The sequence below is a fragment of the Holdemania filiformis genome, from assembly GCF_003459085.1.
Taxonomy (GTDB): Bacteria; Bacillota_I; Bacilli_A; order Erysipelotrichales; family Erysipelotrichaceae; genus Holdemania; species Holdemania filiformis.
Map to the genome: position 1 here is coordinate 26,496 of NZ_QRUP01000011.1, position 26,398 is coordinate 52,893.

Below are 26,398 nucleotides of genomic sequence, written 5' to 3' on the forward strand. Positions count from 1 at the left end.
CGAACCTCAAATTCGTCTGTTTTTGCGTTTTCAGGCAAGTTCTGGCTTTTGCGGCGAACGGGCTTCTATGATAAAATGAAGCATATTGAAAACAGCGGAGGCGATCGTCATGAAAATACCAAATTTGCTGGCGCCGGGATACCTGCACAGTGTGTTGATCAAAGCGAAGATCAAAGAACAGAACAGCCGCTTTCTGACCCATTACGCGGCCGGTACGGTATCCGGACTCATCCGCGCGGAAGCGTTGGAAAATGAAAATGAAACGCGCGACAGCCTGATTGCTTCGCTGCGGATTCAGGGAGCGGAGGATCGCTGCCGGGTTTATCGCCGCATGGTGCGTTATCCGGATTTTCACCGCCAACTGATCGCCTTTCACCGGCTGATGCAGGATTATGGCTTAACGCTAGAAGAACTGCCGGAAACGACCGAAGGCCAGCGCGAGCTGAAAACATTGCTGAGCTTGATCCGTGATCTGCCGTTTTCGCACAATTCGGAAATTCGGTTCCTCAACGAACTTGCAGCGCAGGATTTCAGCGGTATCGAATGTACGCCGGGCTGGGTGGAGGATTTGCATCAGCAGTGCCTGCTCGATCAAATGAAAGCACGCGGACTGCGAATCCGCCCGCTGCCGTCGGCGCAGCCGCGGACGACGCGGTTTTATAAAGCACTGAATTCACGCCAGGAAGCAGAGGGGGCGGCCCAGCTTATCTTGCGCGAAGAATGGAAGCCGGAGGAAGTGATGATCATCCTGTGCGATAGTCAGCGCGACGGAAGTCTTGTGCGCTCCGTCCTCGCCCGCTACCAGCTGCCTGCCGCTCAGGTTTCTTATCAGAAACCCTCGAAGATCCTGCGATGTTTTGACGCCTTCGTGGCGCTGACCCGCGCGCCGTCGGTCGAAGCGGTGCTGAAAACGCTGCAGCTGAAAGCCTATCCGGTGTTGATTACAGAGGCGTATGTTCAGTATCTGACGCAGTTCGTTTTTGATCTGAACAGCCTGTGCGAGCCGGTCTTTACGCATGTGCAGCAGGCATTGGAAACCAACACGTTACTGAATACGATTGAAAAAGAAAATCTGCTGCGGCTGGAAGCACAGGCCCAGAGCGTGCATGAACAGCTGCTGCCATGGCTGCTTCCATTACTGGAAGACGTGCCGCTGAGTGAAAAGCTCAACCGCTGTTATGAGCTGTTGCGCCAGCATTCATGCTTAAGCGATGAACTGGAGCGGCGGGCGTTATTGAATTTGAAAACGACGCTGGAAGACTGCTGGGATTTGCTGGAACAGCCGGAAGCCCTCGACATGCTGATGGCGCTGCTCGCGCAGAAAAAACTGGAAATCAGTGAAGAAGTCGATGGCCGGATCGCGATCACCGATCTGAAACACCCGTTGCCGGCACGACCGCTAACCCTTCTTTTCGGTGCGGATCAGAATAGTTTCCCGGGAAATATCGCCTACGCCGGAATCTTTGACGAGGATTATCTGAAGACCACGTCGATGCCGTCGCAGGCAGATCGCTACGATCACTATACAAAGCAGCTGGAATGGATCTATACCAGCGCTTCGCATTGCCTGATCTATTCGTATGCCGCAGGCAACTACGAAGGCAAAAGCTGGGACGTCGCATTTGAAATTGAACAGCGCGCCGCTTCCCGCGCCGTGCTGTGGCCGTTAGTTCAGAATGAAGTCTATTCCGATCAGTGGCATCAGCTGACGCCGGAAACCGCCCGCCGGCTGTTTACGCCGGATCATGTGCTGCGCGGCAGCATTTCTTCCTTTGAAACCTATTTTCAATGTCCATACGCTTACTTTCTTAAAAGTGGTCTGCGCTTGTCCAAGGGCAGTCTGACAACGGTGAACGCCGCAATCGTCGGTACGATTCAGCATGCGCTGCTGGAACAAAGTATTCAGACCTGGGGTAAAGATTACGCCAAGCTGAATGAAACAGAGATGGCCGCGATCCTCAACCCGTATTTCCAGCAGCTTCACAATTTGTTTCCTGACCAACAGGCCGAAATTGATCAGATCCAGCGGCGCATGCAGCTGAACTTGACACAACTGCTGGATGCATTGGCCGCGATGGAGGAAAATACTTCGTTTGCACCGGCCTACCAGGAATACCGTTTTGAAGAAGATCTTTTGGAAACCGGCGGCATTACCGTGCGGCTGAAGGGGATTATCGACCGGATTGACACCTGTCTTGGCGATCTGCGGATTCTCGATTACAAAAGCTCTGCCAAAACACTCAGCGAATCTAAAGTCAAAGCCGGGCTGCAGCTGCAGCTGTTAACCTATTTGATCATCGCTGTCCGTAAGCTCAAGCTGAATCCCGCCGGGGCTTATTACTGCTCGTTAAAAAATGAAACGATCAGCGTCAGCGAAGCGTCGCTCAACGGCCGGCGGATGGAAATTGAAGACGTCGGGCGCGATGCATGGATGAGTGAATTACAGAGCAGTCATCAACTCAAGGGCTGGACGATGAAGGATTGCGACGGGCTGGATTACGACGGCACGCATGTTCAGGGGCTGACCTGCAAGGAAGGTCAGGTGAAAGTCCGCAGCCCGAAAGACTTCGAAAGCGTTCAGGCGCTGATTTTGGAGCTTTACGCGTTATTAACGGAACAGCTCAGCGCGGGCCGGATTGAATTGGATCCGGTGGAAGGCGCATGTCTGTTCTGTGATTTCAAACCTGTCTGCCGGCTGCGCAAAGCACCGAAAAAACCGGTTGCGCTCGTGGGCAAGGAGGAAGGAAAGGAGGTGCAAGATGGCGATTCAGTGGAGTGAGGAACAGCTCAAGGCGATTCATACGACCGACCATAACATACTCGTTTCCGCCTCTGCCGGCGCGGGCAAGACAACAGTCTTAGTCGCGCGGTTAATGAAGCGGATGCTGGAGGATCACATCAGCATCGACCGCATCGTCGCGATGACCTTTACCGAAGCCGCGGCGAGTGAAATGAAAAAACGTCTGCTGCAAAGTTTAAACGATAAGCTGCAGGAACCGGATTTGGACGAGGCTGAAGCGCAGTATTGCCGGCAGCAGCTGATTCTGCTGCAAAGCGCGCATATCAGCACGATTCACTCGTTCTGTCTGTCAATCATCAAGGCTGACTATGCCCTGATTGGATTGAACCCGTCCCGCATCCAGCATATTTTTGACGACGCGGCGCTCGCCCAGATGAAGGATCAGGCGTTTACTCAAGCCTGCCGCCGTCAGATGGCGCACGATCCCGATTCATTTACGACGCTCCTGCAAACCTTCTCCAGCCGCAGCGAAGATGTATCTGAACTGAAAAAAGCAGTGCTGTCCATCGCGGCTAAAGCCTCCGGAGCGCAGGATCCCCAAGCCTGGATCCAAGCCGCCGCCGAAGCCTATGCACCGATTGCGCGTCTGGATCAGCTGCCGTCTCCAATAAAAGAAGCTTTCTTTGAAAGCTGCGCTGTAGAAGCCGGACGGCTGGAAGACTGCGCCGTCCAGATGCAGCGGATTTTATATGACGCGTATCCCGACAAAGAAAAACAAGCGAACGAGGTTCTTTTATTCCTCGGCAAGCTGACGCCGGCAATTCAAGCCGCAAAAAATTACGATTACCGGGAATATCGCCGAGCTCTATTCGGCGCGATTCAAACCAAGATCAGCACGCTGAAAGACGCCCTGGATTTCAACGCGCTGCGCAAACAGCTCAACGCGCTGGCAAAGGATCTCGTCAGCCGAACCTATTCCGAGGAAACCCTGCTTTCCGACCTGGCATTAACGTATGCAATCATTAAACCGTTAACCGCGCTGACACTCGATTATCTTGCGCTGTATGCCGAGCTGAAGGAAGCGCAGGAAGGTATCGACTTTGATGATATGGAGCATTTCGCGTATCAGATTCTAACCGCGGAAAACAAGCTGGCCGCAAAACGATACCAGGAACGATTCGATGAAATCATGGTCGACGAATTTCAGGATTCCAATGATCTGCAGAATGCGATTATCAACTTGATTTCCCGCGGCGCAAACATTTTCCGCGTCGGTGACGTTAAACAGTCGATTTACCGATTCCGCGGCGGAAAGCCACAGATTATGCGCGATCTGATGAATGATGTCCGGCCTGAAAATTGTTTTATCCACCTTTCCAGCAATTATCGTTCCAAGCAGATGATCGTCGATTTCAACAACGATCTGTTTCTGCGGCTGATGAACATTCCCGGCTGTTCCGATCAGTACACCGACCATGACTGCGTAAAAACCGGCGCTCCGGCTCAGAAGCAGGATAACTATCCGGTTGAATTCCACGCGTTGATGACCAAAGCGTTAAAGGAACAGGATGAAGGCGCGGAAAATCTCGCCGCCAATCAGATCAAAGCGCAGTACATCGCCCAACAGATCTTAACGATGCACGAAACCTCCGATTTCCGGCAATGGAAAGATTACGTCGTGCTCGTGCGTTCCCACGCGGTCAAATCCCATTTAAAGCAGGCCTTCGATCAGGCAGGCATTCCTTACTACATTGACGCGAAAGCCGGATTCTATCAATCGGAAGCCATGCAGATCCTGCTCTCCTGGTTCCGGATTCTGATCAATCCCGCCGATAATTTATCGTTAACCGCCGTTTTGTCTTCTGACTTTTATCAAGCGGATGACGAGGAATTAGCGCGGCTGACCCTGAAACGAGAACGCCGGCCGATCTTCGAGATTCTGAAGGAAGAACATCATCCGCTGGTCGCCGACCGGCAGCGGCTGAACGACATCGCGCAAAAGCAGGAGTTATGCGCCTTACTGGACGCGTTGTTTCAGATTCATCATTTCTATGAAGAACATTGCACCGCCCAGCAGCGGACAAACTGCGATCTGCTTCGCCAGAAAGCGGAACAATACAGTGCCGAGCATTCAGATTCGCTGACCGGCTTTCTCGCGATGATCGATCAGGTGAGCGAGGAAAAAACCTCCGAAGCGATTCCGGTCGGCAATGAGGACGACGTTGTCAAAGTCATGACCATTCACCAGTCCAAGGGCCTGCAGTTTCCTGTCGTCTTTTACTGGGCAAGCAGCCGGATCGACATTATGGATAAAAAAGAAACGTGCATCGCGGACGCAGATCTGGGCGTCGGTCTGCCGGCGCTGGAGCTGCCGTGGCGTTTTAAGCGCCCGACCGCAATCCGACAGGCGATCGAATACAAAATCACGCTGGAAGAATTGGAAGAAAATATCCGGATTCTCTACGTAGCCCTGACCCGGGCGCAGAATCAGATGATCCTGGTCGATACGGTCAAAGGCGAACTGCCGCATAAGCCGGTAACGATGAACACGCTGCTGGAACGCAAAGGGACAACGGATCTGATTTTATCCGCCATGTGCGAAAATGACTCCCACTTCTGGAAGGTTCGGACAATCGAAGACCGCTGGGAGGTCCAGCAGCTTCAGCGCCGCCGCAAAGAGGTCGTTTCCCTGCCGCGTTATACGGAAGAAAAGCCGCTGCCGGTCACCCTGACGCCTTCGGAAACAGAACAAACTGCGTATATTCCAGCGCTGTTTCCTAAGAGTAAGGCTGTTCGGCCAGCCCAGCGGGGCATCCAGCTGCATGAAGCGGTGGAACGCCTGCCGGAGGGGGAATGGACAGAAAGTCTGATCCGCTCACTGCTTCCGGAAATTAAGCGGGCCGATCTTCTGCTTTTGCTTCAGCTGAACAAGCAGCCGCTATTTGAGCGCTGTCAGAAGATGTCCGTAGAAAAGGAACTGTCCTTCGCGGTTCTTTCCGGCAACGAGTTTATCCAGGGACAGATGGACTATGTAGCGCAGGATGAAAATGAAGTCATTTTGATCGATTTCAAAAGCGACCGCCATGCCCAGGCTAATCAGTTAAAAACGTTGTATGCCCGGCAGATTTCAATTTATCTGCGATGTCTGCACGAAATGATTCCGGATAAAACGATTCGGGCCTATCTGTATTCGTTTGATCTTGATCAGTTCATCGAAATGACGCCTAAAGCTGAATTGGCAGCTGCGTAAAAACAGAACTAAAGAAAAAGCGATCTGATCATCCAGCTTCGCTTTTTTTCATCTTTGTAAACTCAAACTCACAGGAATGAACTATATTTTCCCCAATTCATTAGAATGTCGCCCAGCGCTCAAGGATCGTTTCCTCCAGGGTCATTTAAGCTGTCAGAGAATACCCGCCTTCACCCTGCGGATCATCAAAAATATTCTTTTATCATATTCACATGGATCATAAAAATAAATTATAACATGGAATAGTAACTGTTTTTTAATTTTGAATGATCACTGCGAAATTCATTGTTTATCGTCGATTTTTAACCAAAGCATTCACAAAAAAAGCCAAATAGTATATCACTTTTTCTAATTTGTGCGCGTTTTTGAATGATAACTCTGAATTTCACTGTTTATCGCCTATTTTCAAGAATATCATTCAAAATTAAGCGTAAAAATAAGAGCTAATATTATAACACATTTTAAATCCTTCACACGTTTTTGAACGATTGCACAGAATTTTGTCATTGATCATTAATTTTCGAGGAAATCATTCAAAAAGACCCCGGCTGTTTTCAGCCGGGGATAATCAAATTAACCGATTAAACTATCAATCAAGGACTGCGCCTGTTTCCACGCCGATTCAAATGACGAACGGAACAGGACAACCGGTCCGAAAGTTTCGTATTCCGAAGGTTCAATCGCATGCAGACAATAACTCTTACGGAAATCCGGGAGCTTTTCAAGCAGCTCATCCAGAACGGCAGGCGGCGTCGGCTGGGCAAACCGCTCGATCACCGGCGGATTCTGATCGATCAATTGATCGGCCGTCCCCTTCCAGTTAATCGTAATGCAAGCCTGAGCGCCCACCATCTCCGTGAAATGATGCAGTCCCCGTGCACCGCCGCCGATGAAACCGACATCCGGATATTGAGCCCGGGTCATTGCATAGGTTTTTTTCGCGGCTGCGATGCCGGCCTGAAACAATACATCTGAAGTGATGGCGACCCCCGTTTCCTGTACTGTTGTATGCAGATATTCGTCCAGAATCCCCGTGATATGCGAGTAATAGATCGGAGCCTTCCTGACGCAATGTTTTGTCGCTTCCGTATAAACCCGGCCAACATCCATGGCCTGACGGACCGACATTACCTCCGTCGCATTGATTGGCACGCCCTGAGCCGCCAGAATACCGATCGCTTTCAAGCCTTCTTCCGTAACAGGAATCTTAATCATGATATTCTCGCCTGCCTCACGATTGAACAACCCGGTTTTTACAATCGAATCGCAATCCTCATGGAACGGATCTCCCTGGATACTGACATATCCCCATTGCCCCTGCGATTGTTGATAAAGCGGTAAAAAGAGTTTGGCAATGCGGCCGACCAGCTCCCGCTGTACGGCGATCAGAATCTGATCCCGGGCAACGCCCTGATCCCGCAGCCGCATTATTAACCGCTGAATTTTCGGCAGCTCGCTTTCCCGCTGCATCATCTTCCAGACATACGCCGGATTCTGCGTACAGCCGCACGCGCCTTCCGCCAAGGCCCATTTCGCCTCTTCCTGCGTTACGTTGTTGATCCAGAACCGCGTCGGCGTCAGCTCATTCACTCTGTGAAAATAAGTTTTTTCTCCCATGAACTTCACCCTTTCTCCTGCAGCATCGCCCAGGCTCGTTCGATACCTAAGCGTGGGCTGGTCAGCACCGGCGCTGGCATTTCATTTAGATAAGGAAGCAAGGTGATCATGCTGCCCTGCGCCAGCACAACGACGTCGTTTTCTGCCGCTGCCCGCCGAATCATCGCCAGAACGATCTGGTTGTGCTTATCCACATCCTTTTCTTTCATTAGAATATCCAGAGCCTCCGCCGCCAGATACTCCTGGACAACAACCGCTTTGCCCAGCCGCTGAGCCGTAGTCCGGATCAGATCACAGCTGGGTTTCACCGTAGAGGAGACCGTCGCAATTACGCCGATCCGCGTGCCCAGACTCACCGCCTTTTCCGCCATCGGTTCATCGACTCTCAGCGTGGGAATCGCCGTACACCGGCTGGCAATCGCAAAGGCTTCCCCGACTGAGGAGCACTGGTTGAAGATCAAATCAACACCTAACGATTCCGCCGACTGAACATAACGGCACATTCGGCTGATCACGGCCGGGGTGATCCCGTTGTTCCGCTTGACCTCCGCTAACAAACTGTCGTCGATGATGTTGATGATTTCCACCTCCGGCATGATCTCTTGACACAAGGCTGTCAGATCCTGCAGCGACACGGCGCTGGTATGGATGATCGCCATCTTTTTCATAGAAATTTCTCCCAATAAGCAGACGCTTTGCCGACGCTGCCGAACAGCTCCATCTTGTGCCGGATGACCGCACGTGCCGCTTCAAAACCCTTCGGCATTAAGGTTGAGAACTTAAATTCGCCGGTTTCATTCATGATTTCGTTTAATTTTCGTGAATAAGCAGCCTTGTAATCACTGGCGATGTTGACCTTGCGGATGCCGATCTGACACGCCTGACGAATTTCCTCATCCGGATTATCTGAACCGCCGTGCAGTACTAACGGCACCGGACTGACCTGTTTCAATTCTTTCAACAAATCCAGCTGCAGTTTCGGCACGAAGCCCTCCGGATATAAACCATGCGAAGTTCCGATCGCGACCGCCAGACTGTCGACGCCGGTTTTCGCTGTGAAATCGACAACTTCCTCCGGCCGGGTGTAAGTGATATGATCGACACCGCCTTCATCGGAATAGTTCATAATCCCGATCGTTCCGACTTCCCCTTCGACAGAAACGCCGATTAGATGGGCGAGATCGACAACCGCTTTCGTCTGGCGGATATTCTCCTCATAAGGCAGCTCTGAGCCGTCGAACATGACGGAAGTGAAACCCGCCTGGATCGCCCGCAGAATATCCTGCAGCGTGCGGCCATGATCCAGATGCAGCACAAATGGAATTGGACTTTCCAAAAGCCGTGTGCGGACATAGCTGTAAAATTCAGGGCCGCAAAAGTCAAGCTCATTGACGGCGATCGCAATGATCGTCGGCGCTTTCTGCGCCTCCGCTTCTTCCACGACGCAGCGGAAATTCGCGACCTCAGTGACGTTGAAGGCGCCGGCCGCGAAGTGATGTTCTTCCGCGACGGCTAGAAATTCCTGCATGTTCATTAACATGATAAATCCCTCCTGTTTCTGATCAGAACGTAATGTTGACTTCGGCAACTTCGCCGTCGTCAGCCTGCGTATAATCGATGCCGTAGGCTTCCTGGCTCGGTGTTAAACGACGCTTGAGAACAAACAACGCGACACCCATGATAACGCTGCCGATCACTAAAGCAGCGACGAACCCCAGCGGATTGGTAAAAGTCGGGATAACGAACCAGCCGCCATGTGCGACCGGACTCTCGACGCCCCACATCATGCACAGACCACCCGCAATTGAACCGCCCAGAACGCTGGACAGCACCACCCGCCACAGATCATTCATCGCCAACGGGATAACGCATTCGGTAATCATACATACTCCCATCGGGAAGCAGGCTTTCAGGTTTTCCTTTTCATCATTCGTATAAATCGGCTTGCGGAAAAGCTTGCTCAGACCCCAGGCGATCAGCACGCCCATCGGCGGAATCATGCACGCGACCATGTGGCACGCCTTCGGCCCATAAATTCCATCCGCCAGCATTGCCGTTGTATATAAGGAAACCGTCTTGTTGACCGGACCGCCGAAGTCGAACGCCGAACCCGCCGACATGACGAAGCCGTAGACAAACTTGGAACCGGTTGACAGATTCGCCAAAAACTGCGTCATCGCATCCATGAAATACGCGATCGGCGTCCCCAGCACGGTAAACATCAGCACGCCGCAGATTAGCGAAGCGAAGAACGGAATGATCAGAATCGGCATCAATCCCTTCATCGAATCTGGCAGATGAATGTATTTTTTCATGGCATTGACGACATATCCGACTAAGAACGCGCCGACCAATCCTCCTAAGAAACCTGCCTTGATTTCCGCGCTCACCAAACCGACGACCAGGCCCGGCGCAATGCCCGGCTTATCCGCAATGGAGTAGGATATCGCGGCGCAGATGACCGGAATGATCATCGTGGACATCCCCAGATTGCCGACCTTGTAGATGATGTAAGCGAAACTGCCGACGGCGTCCTTGACATTCGGACCGCCGAGAATGACGCCCAGTGCCTGGCAAAGCCCAGCGCCGACGACGACGGGAACCATGAACGAGATTCCAGTCATGATGTGTTTCTTGATGATTTTCCAATTCATTAAATTCTCCCTCTTTTCTAGTTTTTAAATCTTTCTTTCTGTTGCGGATAACGAGAATTGCTTCCGGTTATTTTCAAATACGCTTTCTTCGTCAAACCTTTCACAGTGAGCTTTTCCGACAGACGCTCTCTTCAGCGGTGACTCTTCAACGTCGCTTCAATCTTCTTCAGGAAGCCTTCCGTGTTGCGCATGACATCTTCCGTCCGGCAGCGTACGACCGGTTTGCCTTTGAAGCGTTCTTCCCCCGTGATCTTGACGTCGACCGCTAACAGCACAACGTCGGCATCCGCAATTTCCTGAGCTGTCAGTTCATCCTCAGCGCCGATCGACCCCTGGGTTTCAATCCGGCAGGGATAGCCGCAGGCTTTGGCCGCTTCGATGATTTTCTTCTTCGTGATGTAGGTGTGTGCGATCCCTGTTGGACAGGCAGTAATTCCGACGATCTTCATTCCGATTCCTCCTTTCTTAAAATATTGACGATTTCCTCAACCGTCCGGGCGTGATGGAGTGTGTCAATCACGTCCTTATCCAATAACAGCTGGGCGACATGGGACAGAAGCATAATATGCTGCGACATATCTACGTCGCGAATCGCAAACATAATAATGCAGCGGACCGGTTTGTCGTCAAACGTTTCCCAGCTGACGTCGGTGCGGGTGCGTCCAATCGCAATGACGCTGCGGTTCACGACCGCGGAACGGCCGTGGGGAATCGCAATCCCATCGCCGATTCCCGTAACGCCTTCCGCTTCGCGGTGAACCAGCTCGTCGATAAACGGCTGTTCTTCCCGGATCACTCCGTTTTCATAAAGCATGCGCGTCATCTGCGTGAATACTTCTTCCTTGGTTCCGGCATTTAAGTCCAGATTGACGTTTTCTTCCAATAATACTTCTCTGATATCCAACATAAGAGTCCCTTTCTTTATTCCTCCAGCGCACGCCGGACTTCCTCAATGTCCTTGGGATCCAGCAGCACGGAAACCGTCACGCTCGGACAGGAAATTTCAAAATCGAGGCCAACGGTCGTTAAGATCAAATCCAGATCTGATACATCCCGGTTCTTGAGCTGCCGTAAGGAGATGACATCGGCAATCTCCAATTCAGGGAAAACGGTCGCTACCCGTTTTTTCAGCAGATGCGACGTTCCGATCCCGGTCGAACAAACCAACAGCACCCGCCGCCGCGGAGTCTTCGGCTCCAGTGCCAACTGGAAATACAGGCAGAGATAACACAGCTCATCCTCGGAAATAAAATGCTTCGGATAATATTTTTTCTTGAGTTCCAGCACTGCGGTTTTCACCTGGGCGTACATTTGCGGAAATTCCGCGATCGTCTTCTCCTTTAACAGGCAGACGATCCGGACGTTATACTGAATCCGCGTGATCATCGAATTGATATGCAGAAGCAGGCTGTAAAATAAGTTGGCGTCCTCGGTGAAGCGGACTTGCGTTTCCGCCTCCATCTGCTGGATCAGTTCCTCGCAGAACGCGAGCACTTCCGGCTGCGTGCTTTGCAGCGTCTGGCCGATCACTTCCCGCTTTGGCAACTCACCTACGCCGCACCCCATAAAGTGTGTGTAAATATACAACAGTTCGTTCGGTGGAAATGTAATCTGCACAGCTTGAGAAAAGGTCTGGACGCACGCCGCGATCTTCTTGTAAATCAGCGGATTGATCAGCTTGGGATCCATAACACCGCCGGGATTGATGTAACGCCGGCTGCGCATCCGCTCCATCGCGATCAGGATGTGCGTAACGATGTTGATGTAGTAAATATCGCCGAGAACGACGCCGATCGCCTCCTCAATCTCACCGACGCATTGTTCAACCTGACGCAAAGACTGTATGCCGTAGATGCCGGCCAGCACCATCCGGTTTTCCTCGTTCAGCCGTGTCGGAAGTTCATTGCGCGGCAACGGATCGAAATGGTGAATTTTGTTCAGCACCCCGGCGACTTCATTGCGGATCGTCAATTCCCGTCCGGTGATATACGTGCCTTCGCGGGTTCGATTTAAGGTCAGACCCGCTTCACGAATCCGCTGTTCCACCGCGGCCAGATCGTTGACAATCGAGCTGCTTCCCACGTAATACTTTTCGGAAAGGCTGCGGATAGTCGTTGGCTGGGGTGCGTTCAGCAGTAAGTCCAGATAAATCCGATGCCGCCGGTCTTCCACGGAATCCCCCGCGCTCAGCCGCTCTCCGCCGTAAATCCAGCGGTTTAACCGGCTGCGGTCCGCATTGCCGCAGTCCAATGCAATGCCCTGGATGCTGCGGGTAAGGGTGTAGCCCAGTGACAAGCCCAGGATTTCAATCCGTTTAAAATCGCGCTGAATCGTTTTGACCGAACAGCCAAACTGCCGGGCCAACTCCGGTCCCCGCAGCGGCTCCGTGTTCGCCGCTAACAATCTCAAAATCTGAAGTTGCCGTTCATTGAGATCTTCCATAGGCATTTCCTTTCTTCGGTTTCATCATAATCAAAGTTTCAAGAAGAAACCATACCAAAACATGTCGCGGTTTCCCGGACAATTTTAGTGCTTCTTCGACTTCTGCTTTCATCATGACGCCCTTGAAACCAGGAAGAAAGCGGTAATTTTTTCCATTTCTTTGCGTGCTAAATTGCATCGTTCATCCCCTGATTCATCGCCCAAAGTATAAAAAAAAGGATTTCCCCCTATTAAGAGAAAATCCCGCATTGCCTTAATAATTCGGCGTCTGCCTTCGCCGATGATCCTGAATCTGAATTACGCTTCCTTCGCTTCCTGAACCTGGATCGTATATTCCGGGTTGGCGGTTTCCAGCAGCTGACTGATCACTTCGCCTGCTTTCTTACGTGCTTCCTCAAGCAGTCCGCCGTCGACGACCTTCCCCTCCATGACTGTTTTCTGTTGCTTGGAGAACGCGGCATAGTCGGAAATACTGATCGGATTAAAGAGATTATTGGATTCATCGTAGACCTCGATGCTCGCTTCATCGACCTCGTGGCTTAAAATCTCCGCCGGCGGCAGCGTGATCGTGATCGTCTTGTCCTGAACGTCGATCTGAACGTCGTCCAGCCGGACGCCGGCCGTGATCTTCCCGTCATACGCCAAAATGAAGCTGGCTTTGGTCAGCGGAATTGTCCAGCCGTTGAGATCGGCGTTTTTCTCAAATTTGCCCATATTGGTGTAATGATATTCCACGGTCGTCAGCTGACTGACGGAACGCAGCTGTTGAAACAAGGTGTCGCTGGTCACCGACGTCTTGCCGGAATGACTCCGCTGCGCCAGCAGGACGCCGCCTAAGAAACAAACCGCCCCCAGAATCAAAGCGACGATGGTGATACTGATCATCTTGCGGATGATCGATTGATTTTGTTTTTTACTCATGATCCTGCCTCCAGCCCGGAATCGACAAAATTTGTCGAACTCTGTCGGTTTCTGTCACTTCCATTATACCACGTCCGCTTTCCTCCCGCTGACGCTTTTGTGTTTGCCGCAAGAAAAAACGGGCATTTCCTACGCCCGCAGCCCCGCTTTGCACAAGGGCGCGTCGTTTTCGGAAATTCCCGTTTTTAATCAATCAGTTTAGTCGTTGAACAGATCGTAAACAGCGCTGACCGGATTCTTCAGCTGGATCGCTTCGATCGTCTTCGCCAGCATGTAGCCGACAGACAACAGCGTGATCTTATCCGTGCCGTTCTTCTTTTCTTCGCTTAACGGAATCGTGTTGGTGATGACCATTTCCTTAATGTAGGAATTCTGAATCCGTTCGATCGCCGGTCCGCTTAACAGGCCGTGCGTGCAGGCGAAGTAAATTTCCTTCGCGCCTTTTTCCTTCAGGATGTTGACGCCGGCAATCAGCGTGCCGCAGGTATCCGCCATATCGTCGACGATGATCGCGGTCTTGCCTTCAACCTCGCCGATCACGTTCATCGCTTCCGCGACATTCGGTTTCGGACGACGCTTGTCAATAATCGCCATTGGCGCGTTCAGGCAGTCGGCCAGACGGCGCGCCCGGGTAGTTCCGCCATGGTCCGGCGAAACGACGACGACATTTTCCAGATTCTTGGAACGGAAATACTGGCCGATCATCGAAACGGCGCTCAGGTCGTCAATTGGAATATTGAAAAAGCCCTGAATCTGAGTCGCATGCAGATCGATCGTCACGACACGATTTGCCCCAGCGGTCTGAAGCAGATCCGCAACCAGCTTCGCGGTAATCGGCTGGCGCGCACGCGCTTTGCGGTCCTGACGCGCATAACCGTAATACGGCATGATGACTGTGATTTCACCCGAGCTGGCGCGCTTGCAGGCGTCGATCGCGATCAGCACTTCCATCAGACGGTCGGAAACCGGCGAACATGTCGACTGGACGATATAAACGGAACGGCCGCGAACTGTTTCCTCCGGCTCCACCATAATTTCTCCATCGGCAAAATGCTTAACAGAAATCTTTCCCATTGGTAAGCCCAGGTATTCTACGATTTCCTGAGCCAGTTCAACACTGCTGGACAGTGCGAAGACAATTGCATTCTCGATCATGTTTTCTCCTTTTATTTTTTCTCTTTGTTTTTGTAGATAAGACCATAACCCGGCTTGTTTTCCTGGCGTACGCGACCGATGGCCATATCCCCGTCCGGCACATCCTGAGTCGCGGTCGATCCCGCGGCGACGACGGCGTTTTCCCCGACCGTGACCGGCGCGATCAAATTGACGTTGCTGCCGATAAAGGCTCCGTCCTTGACAACTGTGTGGAACTTGTTTTTCCCGTCGTAGTTGACGGTGATGACGCCGCAGCCAATGTTGACTTTCGATCCGATCTCGCTGTCGCCCAGATAGGTCAGATGCGCGCAGCGGCTGTCGAAGCCGAACTTGGTGTTCTTAAACTCGACGAAGTTGCCGATCCGGTTCTTACTGTCAATCTCACAGTTCATCCGCAGATGGGCATAAGGACCGATTTTGACCTCGTCATGTACGATGCTGTCGGTGATGCGCGAGCTGTCGACCGTGCAGTTCTTTCCGATCACGGCGTTAACCAGAAACGACTGCGGAAGGATTGTCGTCCCGTCGTTGATCACCGTGTTGCCCTCCAGATAGACGTTCGGATACAATGTGACGTCTTTGCCCAAGACGACGTCCGGTCCGATATACGTGCTGTCCGGATTGATCAGCGTGACGCCTTCCTCCATCCAATGTTCGTTGATCCGCTTCTGCATCCAGCGGGTTGCCTGCGCCAGTTCTTTTTTGTCGTTGACGCCGCTGGCTTCAAAGCTGTCCTCGACAATCTTGGCCTTCACGCCTAACCCATGGCGATTGAAGATCTCGACTAAATCCGTAATGTAATACTCCTGCTGCGCGTTGTCATTGCGGATTTCCTCAAGATGCTTGAATAAAGCCTGATTGTCAAAACAATAGATGCCGGTGTTGATTTCCGTGATTTTCCGCTGTTCTTCCGTGCAGTCCTTGAATTCCACGATCTTCTCAATCATGCCTTCAGCGTTGCGGATAATCCGGCCGTACTGTTTCGGATCGTCCAGCACTGCCGTTAACACGACCATACCGCACTGATCCAGGGCGTCCAGCATTCCCTGATAGGTTGCGCTTTGAATGCAGGGACAGTCCCCATTGACGACTAAGGTTTTTCCTTCTGCCTGACTCAGAACCGGCGCGGCCTGCATCACCGCATGACCGGTACCCAGCTGCGGGGATTGAAGCACAAACTCACACTGTCCGCGCATCGCGGCTTCCACCTGTTCGTGGCCAAAACCAACAACGGTTACAATCTTGTCAACCTGAATTTTTTTCAGGTTGTCAAGGATATGCCCCAGCATTGGTTTCTGGCAGACCGGGTGCATCACCTTCGGCAGCTCAGAGTGCATGCGTGTACCCTTGCCCGCCGCCATAATAATTGCAGATTTCATTATCCATCGTCCTCCATAGTCTATTTTACTCAAACTCGCCCTTTAAAAAAAGCCTAAAGTGATGTTTTTTCCTGGGATTTCCTTTTTTTTACAGTTATTTACAGCGGGTTTCGGAATTTCGTGCCTCGCTTTTCAAATGTAGGGGCTTTCATTCAATTTCAAAGCGCTTCTTCCCTGAAAACAGAACCTGAAAATCGTTCAGGCAATCACGACTGGAATTTAACTAAAAGGCAAAAAGAATCTGCGGAAAGGCTGGATCAAAGAAAAATGCAGGCTTCCGCAGAGTCCTGCATTCAAAGTTCAGTGTCCCTATTTATTGGTGCGAACGATTCATCCAGCCGGGTTCCTCCTGCGGCCGCAGCTCCGTCTTACGGATAAACGCCGCTTTTTTTCGCATCACCGCCGCGCCTTTTTCCAATAGCTCCGGATCGCGTGTCAGCGCGAACACCGTGGATCCGCTGCCCGACATCAACGCCCCGTCGAAGCCCAGCCCCAGCAGATCCCGCTTGATCGTCGCAATCTGCGGCACCAGCTTAAACGCGCTCTGTTCCAGCGTGTTGCCCAGCGACTGAAGCACGCCCTCATAATCGTTGGCGATCAAAGCCTGGCGCATCTTGCGGCAGTCAGGATGTTCAGCGCAGCTGAAATCCAGCGTTTCAAACGCCACCTTTGTGGATACTCCCTTGTACGGCTTCACTAACAACAGATAAAACGGCGTATGCACGCGGAAATGTTCCAGATTCTCGCCGATGCCGGTCACAAACGCCGGCCGGCTGCGCAGGCAGAACGGTACGTCCGCTCCGACCTTCTTGGCAATTTCGACCATCTTCTCATTATCCATTCCCAGCCGCAGCATCTTGTTCAGCGCCCGGATCGCCGCCGCCCCGTCGGTGCTGCCCCCGGCCATTCCGGCCTGCGTCGGAATGTGCTTCTGCAAGGTAATCTCAAAGTTCTCCTTGAAACCATACTCCTCGCGAAGCAGCTCAATTGCCTTCACAATCGTATTCCGCCGGTCTAACGGAAGATACGGCACATTGCTGTGCAGGCGCAGCTCGTCGCTGAATTCAAAGTTCAGCGTATCGTAGAGATTCACCGGCGCCATGATCATTTCCAGTTCATGATACCCATCCTCACGCCGGTATACGACATCCAGACACAGGTTAATTTTCGCGTAAGCTCTTTGTTTCATACGTCACCTCATACAGATCAAGAAACTGATCCAGCGTCATCGTTTCCGCCCGCAGCGAAGGTTCCAGTCCGGCTTCGCTCAACAGCCGGGTAGCTTCATCCTTGTCCTGCAGATATTCGCGGAAGTTGTTGTAGAGCGTCTTGCGGCGCTGTTTGAAGCATCCTTTGACCAGCGCGAAGAACTGCGCTTCATCCCGGGCGGTGCGCACAGGCTGCCTGCGGGTAAACTGCACGACGGCCGAGTCCACGGCCGGGCGGGGATTGAAAATCGTCTTGGGGATTTTCATTACCGTCTGAACCTGGTATTGATACTGCACGATCACGCTCAGCGCATTGTAGTCCTTTGTCGAAACCGCGGCGGTAAAGCGGTCGGCGACTTCCTTCTGCATCATGACGGTAATCACCGGAATATCCGCCTTGCTTTCAAAGATTTTAAATAAGATCGGAGTCGTAATATAATACGGCAGATTCGCGCAGACCAGAACCTGATTCCACTGTGTTTTCAGCTTCTCCACCGTCGCGTTCAGGTCCGCTTCCAGAAAGTCCTGATGAACGACCTCGACATGCGGATAATCGGAAAGCGTATCGGCCAGCACCTCGATCAGGCGGTCGTCGATCTCAAATGCCAGCACCTGACCGGCCACTCTCGCCAGCTGTTCCGTCAGAGCGCCGATGCCCGGGCCGATCTCGATCACAGCGCTGTGCTCATCCGCATGGGACAGCCGCGCGATCTTTTCCACGATTCCCGGCTCGATAATAAAGTTCTGACCAAAATTCTTTTTTGCGTACAGATCATATTTCGCTAAGATTTCATTCGTTCTCGCCATGGTGGCGATCGGCTTATTCATCGGCGTCCCTCCCTTCTTCCAGCATCGCTTTTGTGACTTTCAGCAGATTCAGACGCTTCCACAGCGTCTTGGCATTGGCTTCGCCGACATGCCATCGGTTTCCGACTTCCTTGCGCCGCTGAGCGCTGTCCGGCAGGCCGGTTAAGCCCAGTTCCACAAACTCTGACCAGCTCAGCGTATTTTCCCCGGCCGATTCATAAGTCAGGCAATGCTCCAAGGCTGCCAGAATTTCCTGTTTTCCGGCATGTTCCACACCGACCTTCCGCTTGCCGCGCACAATTTCCCATGCTTTGCCTGAGGGCAGAAACGCATTCTTGCAGCCCGGCACCGCGCTGTTGATTCGCTGGCGGATCTGATCGCCCGGAGTATCCGGATCGGTAAAGATAATCACGCCGCGGGTCTTTGCCCACTGGCGGACCTGATCCAGCGTGGCTTCCGTCAGACCGGTGCCGCTGGTTTCCAGCGTGTCCACATCCAGCCAGCGTTTTAAATTCGCCGTATCTTTTTTTCCTTCAACAACGATGATTTCCTTGATCTTCATGTTTGTTCCTCATTCCGATCTTTATTTTATCATAGTCTGCAATAACCACCAAACAGGAAACGAAAATAAACCAGGAATGACCCTATTTTCCCATGTTCTTCCCCGACTTAAAAAAGGATTATCTCCAAACCCCATTAGCAATTCAGAAATAACGCCGGCAACTTTCTCCGAGTTTTACCGAGAAGTTTTATCCGCACACAATCTCCCTTATTCTTTAGGAACCATTCCGGAAACGCCGGCTAAATAATTCCTATTCCATTGAAAATGTAAGAATTTTTTATCTTATTTCGGGAATTAAGACAGGAAATTGTATTGTAAAAAGTAAGCGTTTACATTATACTGAAATCAGAGTGAATGACTTATAGAAATGGGAGGATGCCCTATGTCAAGAAGAAGATCGGCGCCGCTGGCTTTGCCTTAAAAGGGACTTTTTTGTTTGGACTGGTGGCAGGATTCAGGGAAAACACACGCCTATCCTTCAAAAAACAAACTGTCTTCCGTCGGCAAGACGGACTTCAATCCTGTTTGACAGAGTGTTCATGAAATCCTTCGCTTGGGAAACTCCGGCGGACAGGATCAGATTATCTTTTAAATTCAGGAGGAAATATGAAAAAATTATTCACTGTTTTACTCGCCGCGTTTGTTTTAATCGGTCTGACCAGCTGCGGCAACAAGAACGGCGGCAAGGATGAAAACATCGTCGTCGTGTATACAGGATCAAATCAGGCTATTCTGGACTTACTGGAACCTGCGTTTGAAGAAGCAACAGGCATCGACGTTCAGTTCGTTTCCTTTGCTTCTGCGGAAGGCTTCGCGAAAGCCCAGGCGGAACGGGATGATCCGCAGGCAGACGTCATGAACTGCGGCGGATGGGCGGAAATTCATTCCGATGAAGATCTGTTTATCCCTTACAAAAACGCTCATTTTGATGAATATGATCCAGCGGTTACCGATCCTTCTTATTTATCTCAATGCAATAATGGCAACACTTCCGTTTTAATTTATAATACCGAATTATGTCCGATTGAAATCACCGGCTATGAAGACCTGTTAAATCCGGCATTAAAAGGACACATCGCGATGGGCAACGCAATCAAATCCAATTCCTCTTACTATCATCTGGAAAATATGTTGTTAGCGATGGGCTCCGATCCGGAAAATCAGGGCGTCGATACTGAACAGGGCTGGGAATTCGTAGAAAAATTCCTGGAAAATCTGGACGGCAAGATTATCGATTCTTCTTCCGCCGTATATAAAGGGGTTGCCAGCGGTGAATATTGGGTCGGTTTAACCTATGACGTCGGCGCGCTGACGATTATTAACGACGGCGCGACCAATGTCAAAGCGGTCTGCATGAAAGAAGGCGTCGTCACAAAGACCGGCGGTCCGGGCATCTTAAAGAACTGCAAGCATCTGGACAACGCAAAAGCCTTCGTCGATTATGTCACTTCGAAAGAATGGCAGGAAATCGCCGTTACCGTTCCAGGTCAGATGACGTTAAGAACGGATATCGAAATTCCTGAATACAACGATATCGGCCTCGCTGATGCAAAGATTCTGGACTGCAACTCAGACTGGACGGCGAAGCATAAAGAAGAAATCGTAGCCAAATATCAGGCGCTGCTGGAAAAAATGAATTTCGGCAATAACTAAACTGCAAATGAAAAAACTGGAATAAGGTCATACCGGATGCGTCCTCCGGGATGAAATGCGTCCGATGAATTATTCCAGTTTTTTGCTTGGATAAGGAGAAATAAGTTATGAGTATTACGATCAATATTGAGCATGCCAAGAAGGCATACGGAAAGAATGTAGTAATCGAAAATTTATCGGCTCAAGTCAAACCCGGGGAATTCTTCACATTGCTCGGGCCTTCCGGCTGCGGAAAAACAACGCTGCTGCGCATGATCGCCGGATTTAATACGATTGAGGGCGGCGAGATTAAATTCGATGATCGTGTGATCAACAACCTGCCGCCGCATAAACGCAACATCGGTATGGTGTTCCAGAACTACGCCGTCTTCCCGCACATGAGCACCCGCGAGAATATTGCGTTCGGTTTAAAGGAACGGAAGGTTCGGGAGCCGGAGCTGTCCAACCGTGTCAACGAAGTGCTGGATAAGGTGCAGATCCGGGAGCTGGCCGAGCGGATGCCTTCCAATATGTCCGGCGGGCAGCAGCAGCGCATCGCTTTAGCACGCGCGATGGTCATCAATCCCGACGTCCTGTTGTTCGACGAACCGCTGTCCAATCTGGACGCCAAGCTCCGCGTGGAGATGCGCAGCATCATCCGGCATATTCAGCAGCAGGCCGGCATCACAACGATTTATGTCACGCACGATCAGGAAGAAGCGCTGGCGATTTCCGACCGGATCGCCGTCATGTATAAAGGGGAAATCCAACAGATCGACGAACCGGTTAAAATTTACCGCAAACCGAAGAATCTGTTTGTCGCCACATTTATGGGACAGACGAACATTCTCGACGTCGACATCGACAATCAGGATGTCGCTATCTGCGGGACTAACGTTCATTATCATTTCGACCGCATCGCCAATCAGAACCATGTCCATAAAGGCAAGCTTGTCGTCCGGCCGAACGACTTCACCTTCGCGGATCAAGGAATTGAGGGCACGGTCGTCGACCGGATTTTCTTCGGCACAATCACAACCTATACTCTGAACACGAAAATCGGCGAGCTGGTCGTCACGCGCGATGTCAACGAACACATGAAGGAAATCGGGGAAGTTGTACATCTGGATATTCCGGTTAACGTCGTCAACGTATTTGAAGCGGAAGGCCATAATCTTTCGATCATGGGGGACGTTGGCTGATGAGAATGAAATTTACCCGCGATCATTTCGCCTGGAACGTTCTGACATTAACCTCCTTCAGCATCTTCGCCTTCTTCTTCCTCTTTCCGTTGTTCAGGCTGATCTTCGGATCCATCTGGACAGGCAGCGGTTTTAACCTGGAGCCGTTCAAGCGGTTCTTCGCCACCAAGTATTACATGCAGGCGGTCATCAACAGCTTTAAAGTTTCGACCGTGACGACGATCATCGCGATCTGCACGGGAACGGCCTTTGCCATGATCATGCGTTATTATAAGATCAAAGGGAAGAAGCTCGTTGATATCTTATTATTAGTCTCCACGATCACACCGCCGTTCTTAGGTGGTTACAGCTGGATTTTACTGTTCGGCCGGGTCGGCTGGGCGACGAAATTCTTCAACAACTTATTCGGCGTGACACTGCCGGGCATCTATGGTTTCTGGGGCATCGTCTTCACGTTTGTCTGTCATTCAACGATGACGATGTATATGTATATTTCCGGAGCATTAAAAAATGTCGATTCGACGTTGAATGAAGCGGCCGAGAATCTGGGATGTTTCGGTTTACGGCGAATCATTAAAATCATCATCCCGCTGATTCTTCCAACCGTTTTGTCCACGGCGTTGTTAACCTTTATGCACTGCTTTGCGGACTATGGCACGGCGGCGTTGATCGGCGAAGGCTACAACGTTATGGGGACGTTGATCTACACGGCGTTCTTAGGCGAAGTTTCCCGTGATGCCACAATGGCGGCGGCAATGGCTTCGATCACCTTGATTTTCACGACGCTGTTGTTCGTAATTCAGCGCTGGATCGCTTCCCGGCGTGTCGTAGAAATGAATTCCCTGCATCCGATTGAGCAGAAAAAACCGAAGGGTCTGGTTGCGGTTGCCGCGCACTTCTATATTTATCTGATGACGTTGTTAGCGGTGCTGCCGATTTTCATCGTTGCGTACAACTCGTTCCAGAAGGTATCCGGCTTCCTGTTCCTGCCGGGTTATTCCCTGGATTCCTACCGGATCGCCTTCCAGCGCCTCGGTTCATCGATCCAGAGAACCTATGCTTACGGTTTAGTGGCGATCGTCATTATCGTCATTATCGCCGTCATTATCTCGTATGCCAACGTCCGCCACAGCTCGGCGCTGACGAAGACGGCGGATACATTAACCGTCTTCCCGCTGGTTGTTCCGGGTACAGTCTTAGGTATCGCAATGGTTCTGGCTTTCAACGGCGCGCCGTTCTATCTGAACGGAACCGCCGCCCTGGTCATTGCCGTCTGGGTTATCCGAAGATTACCTTATACCATCCGATCGACGACCGGCGTTCTGCATAATATCTCCGTTTCTGTTGAAGAAGCGGCGCAGTCGCTGGGCGCCAATCCTTTCCGTACCTTTGTCCGGGTCACGTTCCCGATGTTGTTCTCCGGGGTTCTGCCTGGCGCGCTGTTAAGCTTTATCTCAAGTATTACGGAGCTCTCGGCGTCCTTGATGATTTATAACTTCCGGACCGTCACGATGTCGATCAAGATCTACACTGAGATCTGCAAGGGCAACTTCGGCGTTGCTTCCGCGATGTCCACGATTTTGTTGATGTCCGCGGTGGTCGTGCTCGGCATCCTGTTTAAGGTATCCAAGGGGAATTACGAATTCACGCTCTAATTTCCAAATTCTGTTCTCTTCACGTAAAAATGCGCAAGTCCTGCGCATTTTTTCATTCTCAAAAATAGTGAACGGTTTTACTTCTTTCCCGAGGTCTGTTTCATTTTCACGACCGCATGCTTCCCACTGAAGGCGACGCCATATTTAAATATGGAAATCACGCCCCGTGTGATCATTTCCGTATCATATCGTCGTTCTTCAATCTGTTCCAGCGCGGCTTCGGCTAAAGTATGAAGTTCTTGTTCGGAAGCTTTGTTTGCCGCTTTGAATTCGATCAAAATACCAGGATCCTGCTTCATTTTCGGCATCAGCTGGATATCGTAACGGCCTTCTCCTGATTCACGGTTCGAGGTAATATCGTAACGATGATCCATCATCGCACACAAGCCCAGAACAAGACCATGGTAAAAACTTTCACCGACAGTGTCATAATAACTGGCCGATTGCATCAACAGCTTTGACATCTGCGTCTGCAGCTGCTGCGCATCTTTCGTATAGAGTGCTTCCTGAATGGAAATTGCGGTAGATTGAGGAATCAGCGTCGTCATTTTCTGCAGGATTTCCTTGTTATAAACAATTGTGATTTCCCGGTTTGGCAAGGCGACTTCACACATAAAGTCACCGCTGAATGAAAAATCAGTTTTTACCACCTTCAAATAACCGGCGACTAACAGAAAACTAAAAACAGACGAAGGATTATCTTTAATCTGAGGATAAATAACGTTCGTATCAATATAGGTTAATAACGATTGTCCCTGCAGTAAACTCTTAAGCTGATCCATAAGCTCATCCTCCGCCAGACTTAACACCTCGCCAATAATGTCGTTGCTTCCGGTCGCCTGCCAGAACGCCCGCGGCTGACAATCATTGCTGAAATAGTTAATGACTGACCAGGGATTAAAAATATCAGTATTCCCAAACCGATATCCGTCATACCAGGCGCAAATTTCATCAACCCGGTCCGACATACCTTCGCTCTCTGCCATGGCCCGGACTTCATCCGGCGTAAAACCGAAATATTCGCTGTATTTCGTATCCAGTATGGAATTAATTTTCAGATTGTTTAAACCGCTGAAGATGCTTTCTTTAGCTCCCCGCAGAATACCAGTCAAAAAACCATAAGAGAGATGTTTATTATCTTTCAGACCTCCGGAAAATAAATTGCGCATAAATAAAATAACTTCATCGTAGAAACCACGCATGTAGCCCTGTTGGATTGGCGTATCATATTCGTCGATGATGATGATGGGCGGAATTCCATAATGTTCATCCAGCATTTGAGACAGATTTCCAAACGCTGTCATCATATCCGTTTTGTCCGCACGGTCTTCGACAACTTTTCGATAGTATGCTTTTTCATATTCACTGCATTGACTGCTGGTTAACAACTCAGAATGACGTTCAAATTCTTTAATAATGATTTTACTGATATGCTGATAGGTTTCTTCCCATGTATTCCGTTTAATATCTTTAAACGTCACAAAGATGACTGGATATTTCCCCTGAGCTTCACGATACGCCTGACCGCAAGCCCAGATTTTCTTATCTTTGAAATAAATCGACGTGTCTTCTTCCGTTTTTTCAAAGAAGGTACGAAGCATGTCCATATTCAGGGTTTTGCCAAAACGCCGCGGACGTGTAAATAAGGAGACCATCGGCCGTTCGTCCAGAAAATCCTTTATCATTAAGGTTTTATCCACATAATAATATTGTGTGGAAGCAAGCCGGTAATCGGAGATCCCTACCGGCATCGGCAGATTTTTCATCTTCTTCCCCTTTTGATAAGTCCCGTTTTTTACTCTTAAGTCTGCCGGCTTTTCAGCATCGCAGGGAATTCTCCAGATTTTCCCAGATTTAACTGTGCCCGGAATTCTTCCCTTATTGCATAAGGTGGAAACTCTTCGTTCAGTAATTCCCCACTTCTGCGACGCCTCTTTAACGCTCATGGTTTTCATGTGACAAATCCCCCCTTGCCTTCTATTAGCCTCATTATACATGATTTTATCTTTCAGTACCAATTGATCAAGAACAATATCATATTATCTTTGATATTGTTCTTTTAATTTGTTCTTTTTGAATCTATTATTCCCCAAGATCCGATTTCCATCCGAATCAACAACTAAACTAATTTCAAAAAGCCACGTGCTGAAAAGTCAAATCGAGAATTCTTTGTTATCATTAGATCAATCGAAGGAGGAATTCACAATGTATACATGGGAAGCAATTCAGGAAGCTCTTGACCGGATCGAACAAGAACTTCCTCGCGGAATCAAAACGGAATGGCTGGCAGAACAAGTTTCCTTATCCCCTTTCTATTTTCAAAAACTATTTAAACGTCTTGTTCATAAATCAGTTCAGGAGTACATCAAACTGCGCCGGTTATCCAGAGTCATCGAGGAACTGAATCAAGAGGATCGCACTATTACAGAAATTGCTTATGACTACCATTTTTCAAGCCCTGCGAATTTCACCCGGGTATTTAAAGAAACTTACAGCATCACGCCCGAAGAATATCGTAAAAAGCGGCCTCGGTTAAACACGATGATCAAGCCCGACATTGCCCTGACTTACAAAGACCTCGATGAAAATATTCCTATCTTAATCGATGACCTACTTCTGGAAATCAGAAGAGAAACGTTGGAAACGGAAGAAACTTATCTTGGATTCTCAACGCTTGTTGATACTGCGAAGCAGATTCCGATGGGAGAAAGTACGGGCATCGATATTCCCGGTCAATGCTGGACCCGTTTTCATCAAGAAAAATCAAAACTGAAAACCGTGATTAATCCTGATTTTGAAATGGGCATGTCGTATGGCGCCGATCCGGTAAAAGGTACTTTTCATTATTTCACCGGAGCATTGTACCCAATGCCGCAAGAGATCTCAGAACCTTATGTAATCCAATCATTGCCGCCTGGAAATTATATTGTATGCCGCATCGAAGCTGAGAATTTTGAAACCTTGGTTTGCGAGGGCTTGGATAAAGCGGCGAGCTATCTTTTGAATACCTGGCTTCCTTCCCGGTCTCTGGAAATTGAACCGTTCTCCGCTGAGAAATACAATTTGGCTGAAACGGAGGACATTTCGATGGAGCTTTGGGTTAAGTTGAAAGAACCAACCATGAACTGATCAAATTGAAAATCAGAAACAAGGCCGCAGACCGCATGACCTTGT

At 50.3% G+C, this 26,398-nt stretch carries 21 protein-coding genes; 6 read left to right on the forward strand and 15 right to left on the reverse strand.

What is annotated here, in order from left to right; all coding sequences use genetic code 11:
- The first annotated feature begins 109 nt into the window (after positions 1-109).
- Positions 110-2,779 (forward strand): PD-(D/E)XK nuclease family protein, encoded by a 2,670-nt coding sequence (locus DWY25_RS09835; RefSeq protein WP_117895084.1) that lies wholly within the window; start codon positions 110-112, stop codon positions 2,777-2,779.
- On the forward strand, positions 2,760-5,990 hold the full coding sequence (locus DWY25_RS09840) for a UvrD-helicase domain-containing protein (RefSeq protein ID WP_117895085.1): 3,231 nt from the start codon (positions 2,760-2,762) through the stop codon (positions 5,988-5,990). Before DWY25_RS09835 ends, DWY25_RS09840 begins: the two co-directional genes overlap by 20 nt.
- 573 nt (positions 5,991-6,563) lie before the next feature.
- Here the strand turns inward: DWY25_RS09840 and DWY25_RS09845 are convergent.
- From DWY25_RS09845 to rnmV, 14 genes are all read right to left on the reverse strand, one after another.
- Positions 6,564-7,607, reverse strand: a complete 1,044-nt coding sequence (locus tag DWY25_RS09845; RefSeq protein WP_117895086.1) for a transaldolase family protein — start codon at positions 7,605-7,607, stop codon at positions 6,564-6,566.
- A gap of 5 nt (positions 7,608-7,612) precedes the next feature.
- Positions 7,613-8,275 carry an aspartate/glutamate racemase family protein gene (locus tag DWY25_RS09850; RefSeq protein WP_117895087.1) on the reverse strand — a complete coding sequence of 221 codons (663 nt, stop codon included), beginning with the start codon at positions 8,273-8,275 and terminating at the stop codon, positions 7,613-7,615.
- The gene (locus DWY25_RS09855; protein ID WP_117895088.1) at positions 8,272-9,147 is read right to left on the reverse strand and encodes a ketose-bisphosphate aldolase; all 876 of its coding nucleotides are present in this window, start codon (positions 9,145-9,147) and stop codon (positions 8,272-8,274) included. Before DWY25_RS09855 ends, DWY25_RS09850 begins: the two co-directional genes overlap by 4 nt.
- A 22-nt stretch (positions 9,148-9,169) precedes the next feature.
- Positions 9,170-10,261 carry a PTS fructose transporter subunit IIC gene (locus DWY25_RS09860; RefSeq protein ID WP_006058051.1) on the reverse strand — a complete coding sequence of 364 codons (1,092 nt, stop codon included), beginning with the start codon at positions 10,259-10,261 and terminating at the stop codon, positions 9,170-9,172.
- Between the two features lie 131 nt (positions 10,262-10,392).
- Entirely contained in the window at positions 10,393-10,710 is a 318-nt protein-coding gene (locus tag DWY25_RS09865) for a PTS fructose transporter subunit IIB (protein WP_117895089.1), read from the reverse strand.
- A complete protein-coding gene (locus DWY25_RS09870) occupies positions 10,707-11,168 on the reverse strand; it encodes a PTS sugar transporter subunit IIA (RefSeq protein WP_117895090.1) in 462 nt (153 codons plus the stop codon). The genes DWY25_RS09865 and DWY25_RS09870 overlap by 4 nt, the downstream gene beginning before the upstream one ends.
- 14 nt (positions 11,169-11,182) lie before the next feature.
- Positions 11,183-12,703 carry a BglG family transcription antiterminator gene (locus DWY25_RS09875; protein ID WP_181981779.1) on the reverse strand — a complete coding sequence of 507 codons (1,521 nt, stop codon included), beginning with the start codon at positions 12,701-12,703 and terminating at the stop codon, positions 11,183-11,185.
- Complete coding sequence (locus DWY25_RS09880) at positions 12,687-12,881, reverse strand: hypothetical protein (RefSeq protein ID WP_006058056.1); 195 nt, start codon at positions 12,879-12,881, stop codon at positions 12,687-12,689. Before DWY25_RS09880 ends, DWY25_RS09875 begins: the two co-directional genes overlap by 17 nt.
- A 119-nt stretch (positions 12,882-13,000) precedes the next feature.
- Positions 13,001-13,624, reverse strand: coding sequence for a DUF4230 domain-containing protein (locus tag DWY25_RS09885; protein ID WP_117895092.1), 624 nt, complete (start codon positions 13,622-13,624; stop codon positions 13,001-13,003).
- Positions 13,625-13,822: 198 nt separating this feature from the next.
- The gene (locus DWY25_RS09890; RefSeq protein ID WP_006058059.1) at positions 13,823-14,779 is read right to left on the reverse strand and encodes a ribose-phosphate diphosphokinase; all 957 of its coding nucleotides are present in this window, start codon (positions 14,777-14,779) and stop codon (positions 13,823-13,825) included.
- Between the two features lie 11 nt (positions 14,780-14,790).
- Positions 14,791-16,158, reverse strand: coding sequence for a bifunctional UDP-N-acetylglucosamine diphosphorylase/glucosamine-1-phosphate N-acetyltransferase GlmU (gene glmU / locus DWY25_RS09895; RefSeq protein WP_006058060.1), 1,368 nt, complete (start codon positions 16,156-16,158; stop codon positions 14,791-14,793).
- Between the two features lie 313 nt (positions 16,159-16,471).
- On the reverse strand, positions 16,472-17,347 hold the full coding sequence (ispE, locus tag DWY25_RS09900; protein WP_117895093.1) for a 4-(cytidine 5'-diphospho)-2-C-methyl-D-erythritol kinase: 876 nt from the start codon (positions 17,345-17,347) through the stop codon (positions 16,472-16,474).
- Positions 17,319-18,194, reverse strand: coding sequence for a 16S rRNA (adenine(1518)-N(6)/adenine(1519)-N(6))-dimethyltransferase RsmA (gene rsmA, locus DWY25_RS09905; protein ID WP_117895094.1), 876 nt, complete (start codon positions 18,192-18,194; stop codon positions 17,319-17,321). Before rsmA ends, ispE begins: the two co-directional genes overlap by 29 nt.
- Positions 18,187-18,735 (reverse strand): ribonuclease M5, encoded by a 549-nt coding sequence (gene rnmV / locus DWY25_RS09910; protein ID WP_117895095.1) that lies wholly within the window; start codon positions 18,733-18,735, stop codon positions 18,187-18,189. Before rnmV ends, rsmA begins: the two co-directional genes overlap by 8 nt.
- 606 nt (positions 18,736-19,341) lie before the next feature.
- Between rnmV and DWY25_RS09915 the strand changes: the two genes are divergently transcribed.
- From DWY25_RS09915 to DWY25_RS09925, 3 genes are all read left to right on the forward strand, one after another.
- Positions 19,342-20,388: an extracellular solute-binding protein gene (locus DWY25_RS09915; RefSeq protein WP_117895096.1), complete on the forward strand. Its 1,047-nt coding sequence runs from the start codon at positions 19,342-19,344 to the stop codon at positions 20,386-20,388.
- A 107-nt stretch (positions 20,389-20,495) separates the two neighbouring features.
- Positions 20,496-21,569: an ABC transporter ATP-binding protein gene (locus DWY25_RS09920; protein WP_117895097.1), complete on the forward strand. Its 1,074-nt coding sequence runs from the start codon at positions 20,496-20,498 to the stop codon at positions 21,567-21,569.
- The gene (locus tag DWY25_RS09925) at positions 21,569-23,224 is read left to right on the forward strand and encodes an ABC transporter permease (protein ID WP_117895098.1); all 1,656 of its coding nucleotides are present in this window, start codon (positions 21,569-21,571) and stop codon (positions 23,222-23,224) included. Before DWY25_RS09920 ends, DWY25_RS09925 begins: the two co-directional genes overlap by 1 nt.
- A gap of 77 nt (positions 23,225-23,301) precedes the next feature.
- On the opposite strand, the gene DWY25_RS09930 is transcribed toward DWY25_RS09925, so the two are convergent.
- On the reverse strand, positions 23,302-25,179 hold the full coding sequence (locus tag DWY25_RS09930; RefSeq protein ID WP_117895099.1) for an AAA family ATPase: 1,878 nt from the start codon (positions 25,177-25,179) through the stop codon (positions 23,302-23,304).
- A gap of 250 nt (positions 25,180-25,429) precedes the next feature.
- On the opposite strand from DWY25_RS09930, the gene DWY25_RS09935 reads away from it, so the two are divergent.
- The gene (locus DWY25_RS09935) at positions 25,430-26,353 is read left to right on the forward strand and encodes an AraC family transcriptional regulator (RefSeq protein ID WP_117895100.1); all 924 of its coding nucleotides are present in this window, start codon (positions 25,430-25,432) and stop codon (positions 26,351-26,353) included.
- Positions 26,354-26,398 lie beyond the last annotated feature (45 nt).

Bases quoted from the DNA above. Each gene is read 5' to 3' on its own strand.
- DWY25_RS09835 (WP_117895084.1), top strand. From the start codon at position 110: ATGAAAATACCAAATTTGCTGGCGCCGGGATACCTGCACAGTGTGTTG.
- DWY25_RS09840 (WP_117895085.1), top strand. From the start codon at position 2,760: ATGGCGATTCAGTGGAGTGAGGAACAGCTCAAGGCGATTCATACGACC.
- DWY25_RS09845 (WP_117895086.1), bottom strand. From the start codon at position 7,607: ATGGGAGAAAAAACTTATTTTCACAGAGTGAATGAGCTGACGCCGACG.
- DWY25_RS09850 (WP_117895087.1), bottom strand. From the start codon at position 8,275: ATGAAAAAGATGGCGATCATCCATACCAGCGCCGTGTCGCTGCAGGAT.
- DWY25_RS09855 (WP_117895088.1), bottom strand. From the start codon at position 9,147: ATGTTAATGAACATGCAGGAATTTCTAGCCGTCGCGGAAGAACATCAC.
- DWY25_RS09860 (WP_006058051.1), bottom strand. From the start codon at position 10,261: ATGAATTGGAAAATCATCAAGAAACACATCATGACTGGAATCTCGTTC.
- DWY25_RS09865 (WP_117895089.1), bottom strand. From the start codon at position 10,710: ATGAAGATCGTCGGAATTACTGCCTGTCCAACAGGGATCGCACACACC.
- DWY25_RS09870 (WP_117895090.1), bottom strand. From the start codon at position 11,168: ATGTTGGATATCAGAGAAGTATTATTGGAAGAAAACGTCAATCTGGAC.
- DWY25_RS09875 (WP_181981779.1), bottom strand. From the start codon at position 12,703: ATGGAAGATCTCAATGAACGGCAACTTCAGATTTTGAGATTGTTAGCG.
- DWY25_RS09880 (WP_006058056.1), bottom strand. From the start codon at position 12,881: ATGCAATTTAGCACGCAAAGAAATGGAAAAAATTACCGCTTTCTTCCT.
- DWY25_RS09885 (WP_117895092.1), bottom strand. From the start codon at position 13,624: ATGAGTAAAAAACAAAATCAATCGATCATCCGCAAGATGATCAGTATC.
- DWY25_RS09890 (WP_006058059.1), bottom strand. From the start codon at position 14,779: ATGATCGAGAATGCAATTGTCTTCGCACTGTCCAGCAGTGTTGAACTG.
- glmU (WP_006058060.1), bottom strand. From the start codon at position 16,158: ATGAAATCTGCAATTATTATGGCGGCGGGCAAGGGTACACGCATGCAC.
- ispE (WP_117895093.1), bottom strand. From the start codon at position 17,347: ATGAAACAAAGAGCTTACGCGAAAATTAACCTGTGTCTGGATGTCGTA.
- rsmA (WP_117895094.1), bottom strand. From the start codon at position 18,194: ATGAATAAGCCGATCGCCACCATGGCGAGAACGAATGAAATCTTAGCG.
- rnmV (WP_117895095.1), bottom strand. From the start codon at position 18,735: ATGAAGATCAAGGAAATCATCGTTGTTGAAGGAAAAAAAGATACGGCG.
- DWY25_RS09915 (WP_117895096.1), top strand. From the start codon at position 19,342: ATGAAAAAATTATTCACTGTTTTACTCGCCGCGTTTGTTTTAATCGGT.
- DWY25_RS09920 (WP_117895097.1), top strand. From the start codon at position 20,496: ATGAGTATTACGATCAATATTGAGCATGCCAAGAAGGCATACGGAAAG.
- DWY25_RS09925 (WP_117895098.1), top strand. From the start codon at position 21,569: ATGAGAATGAAATTTACCCGCGATCATTTCGCCTGGAACGTTCTGACA.
- DWY25_RS09930 (WP_117895099.1), bottom strand. From the start codon at position 25,179: ATGAAAACCATGAGCGTTAAAGAGGCGTCGCAGAAGTGGGGAATTACT.
- DWY25_RS09935 (WP_117895100.1), top strand. From the start codon at position 25,430: ATGTATACATGGGAAGCAATTCAGGAAGCTCTTGACCGGATCGAACAA.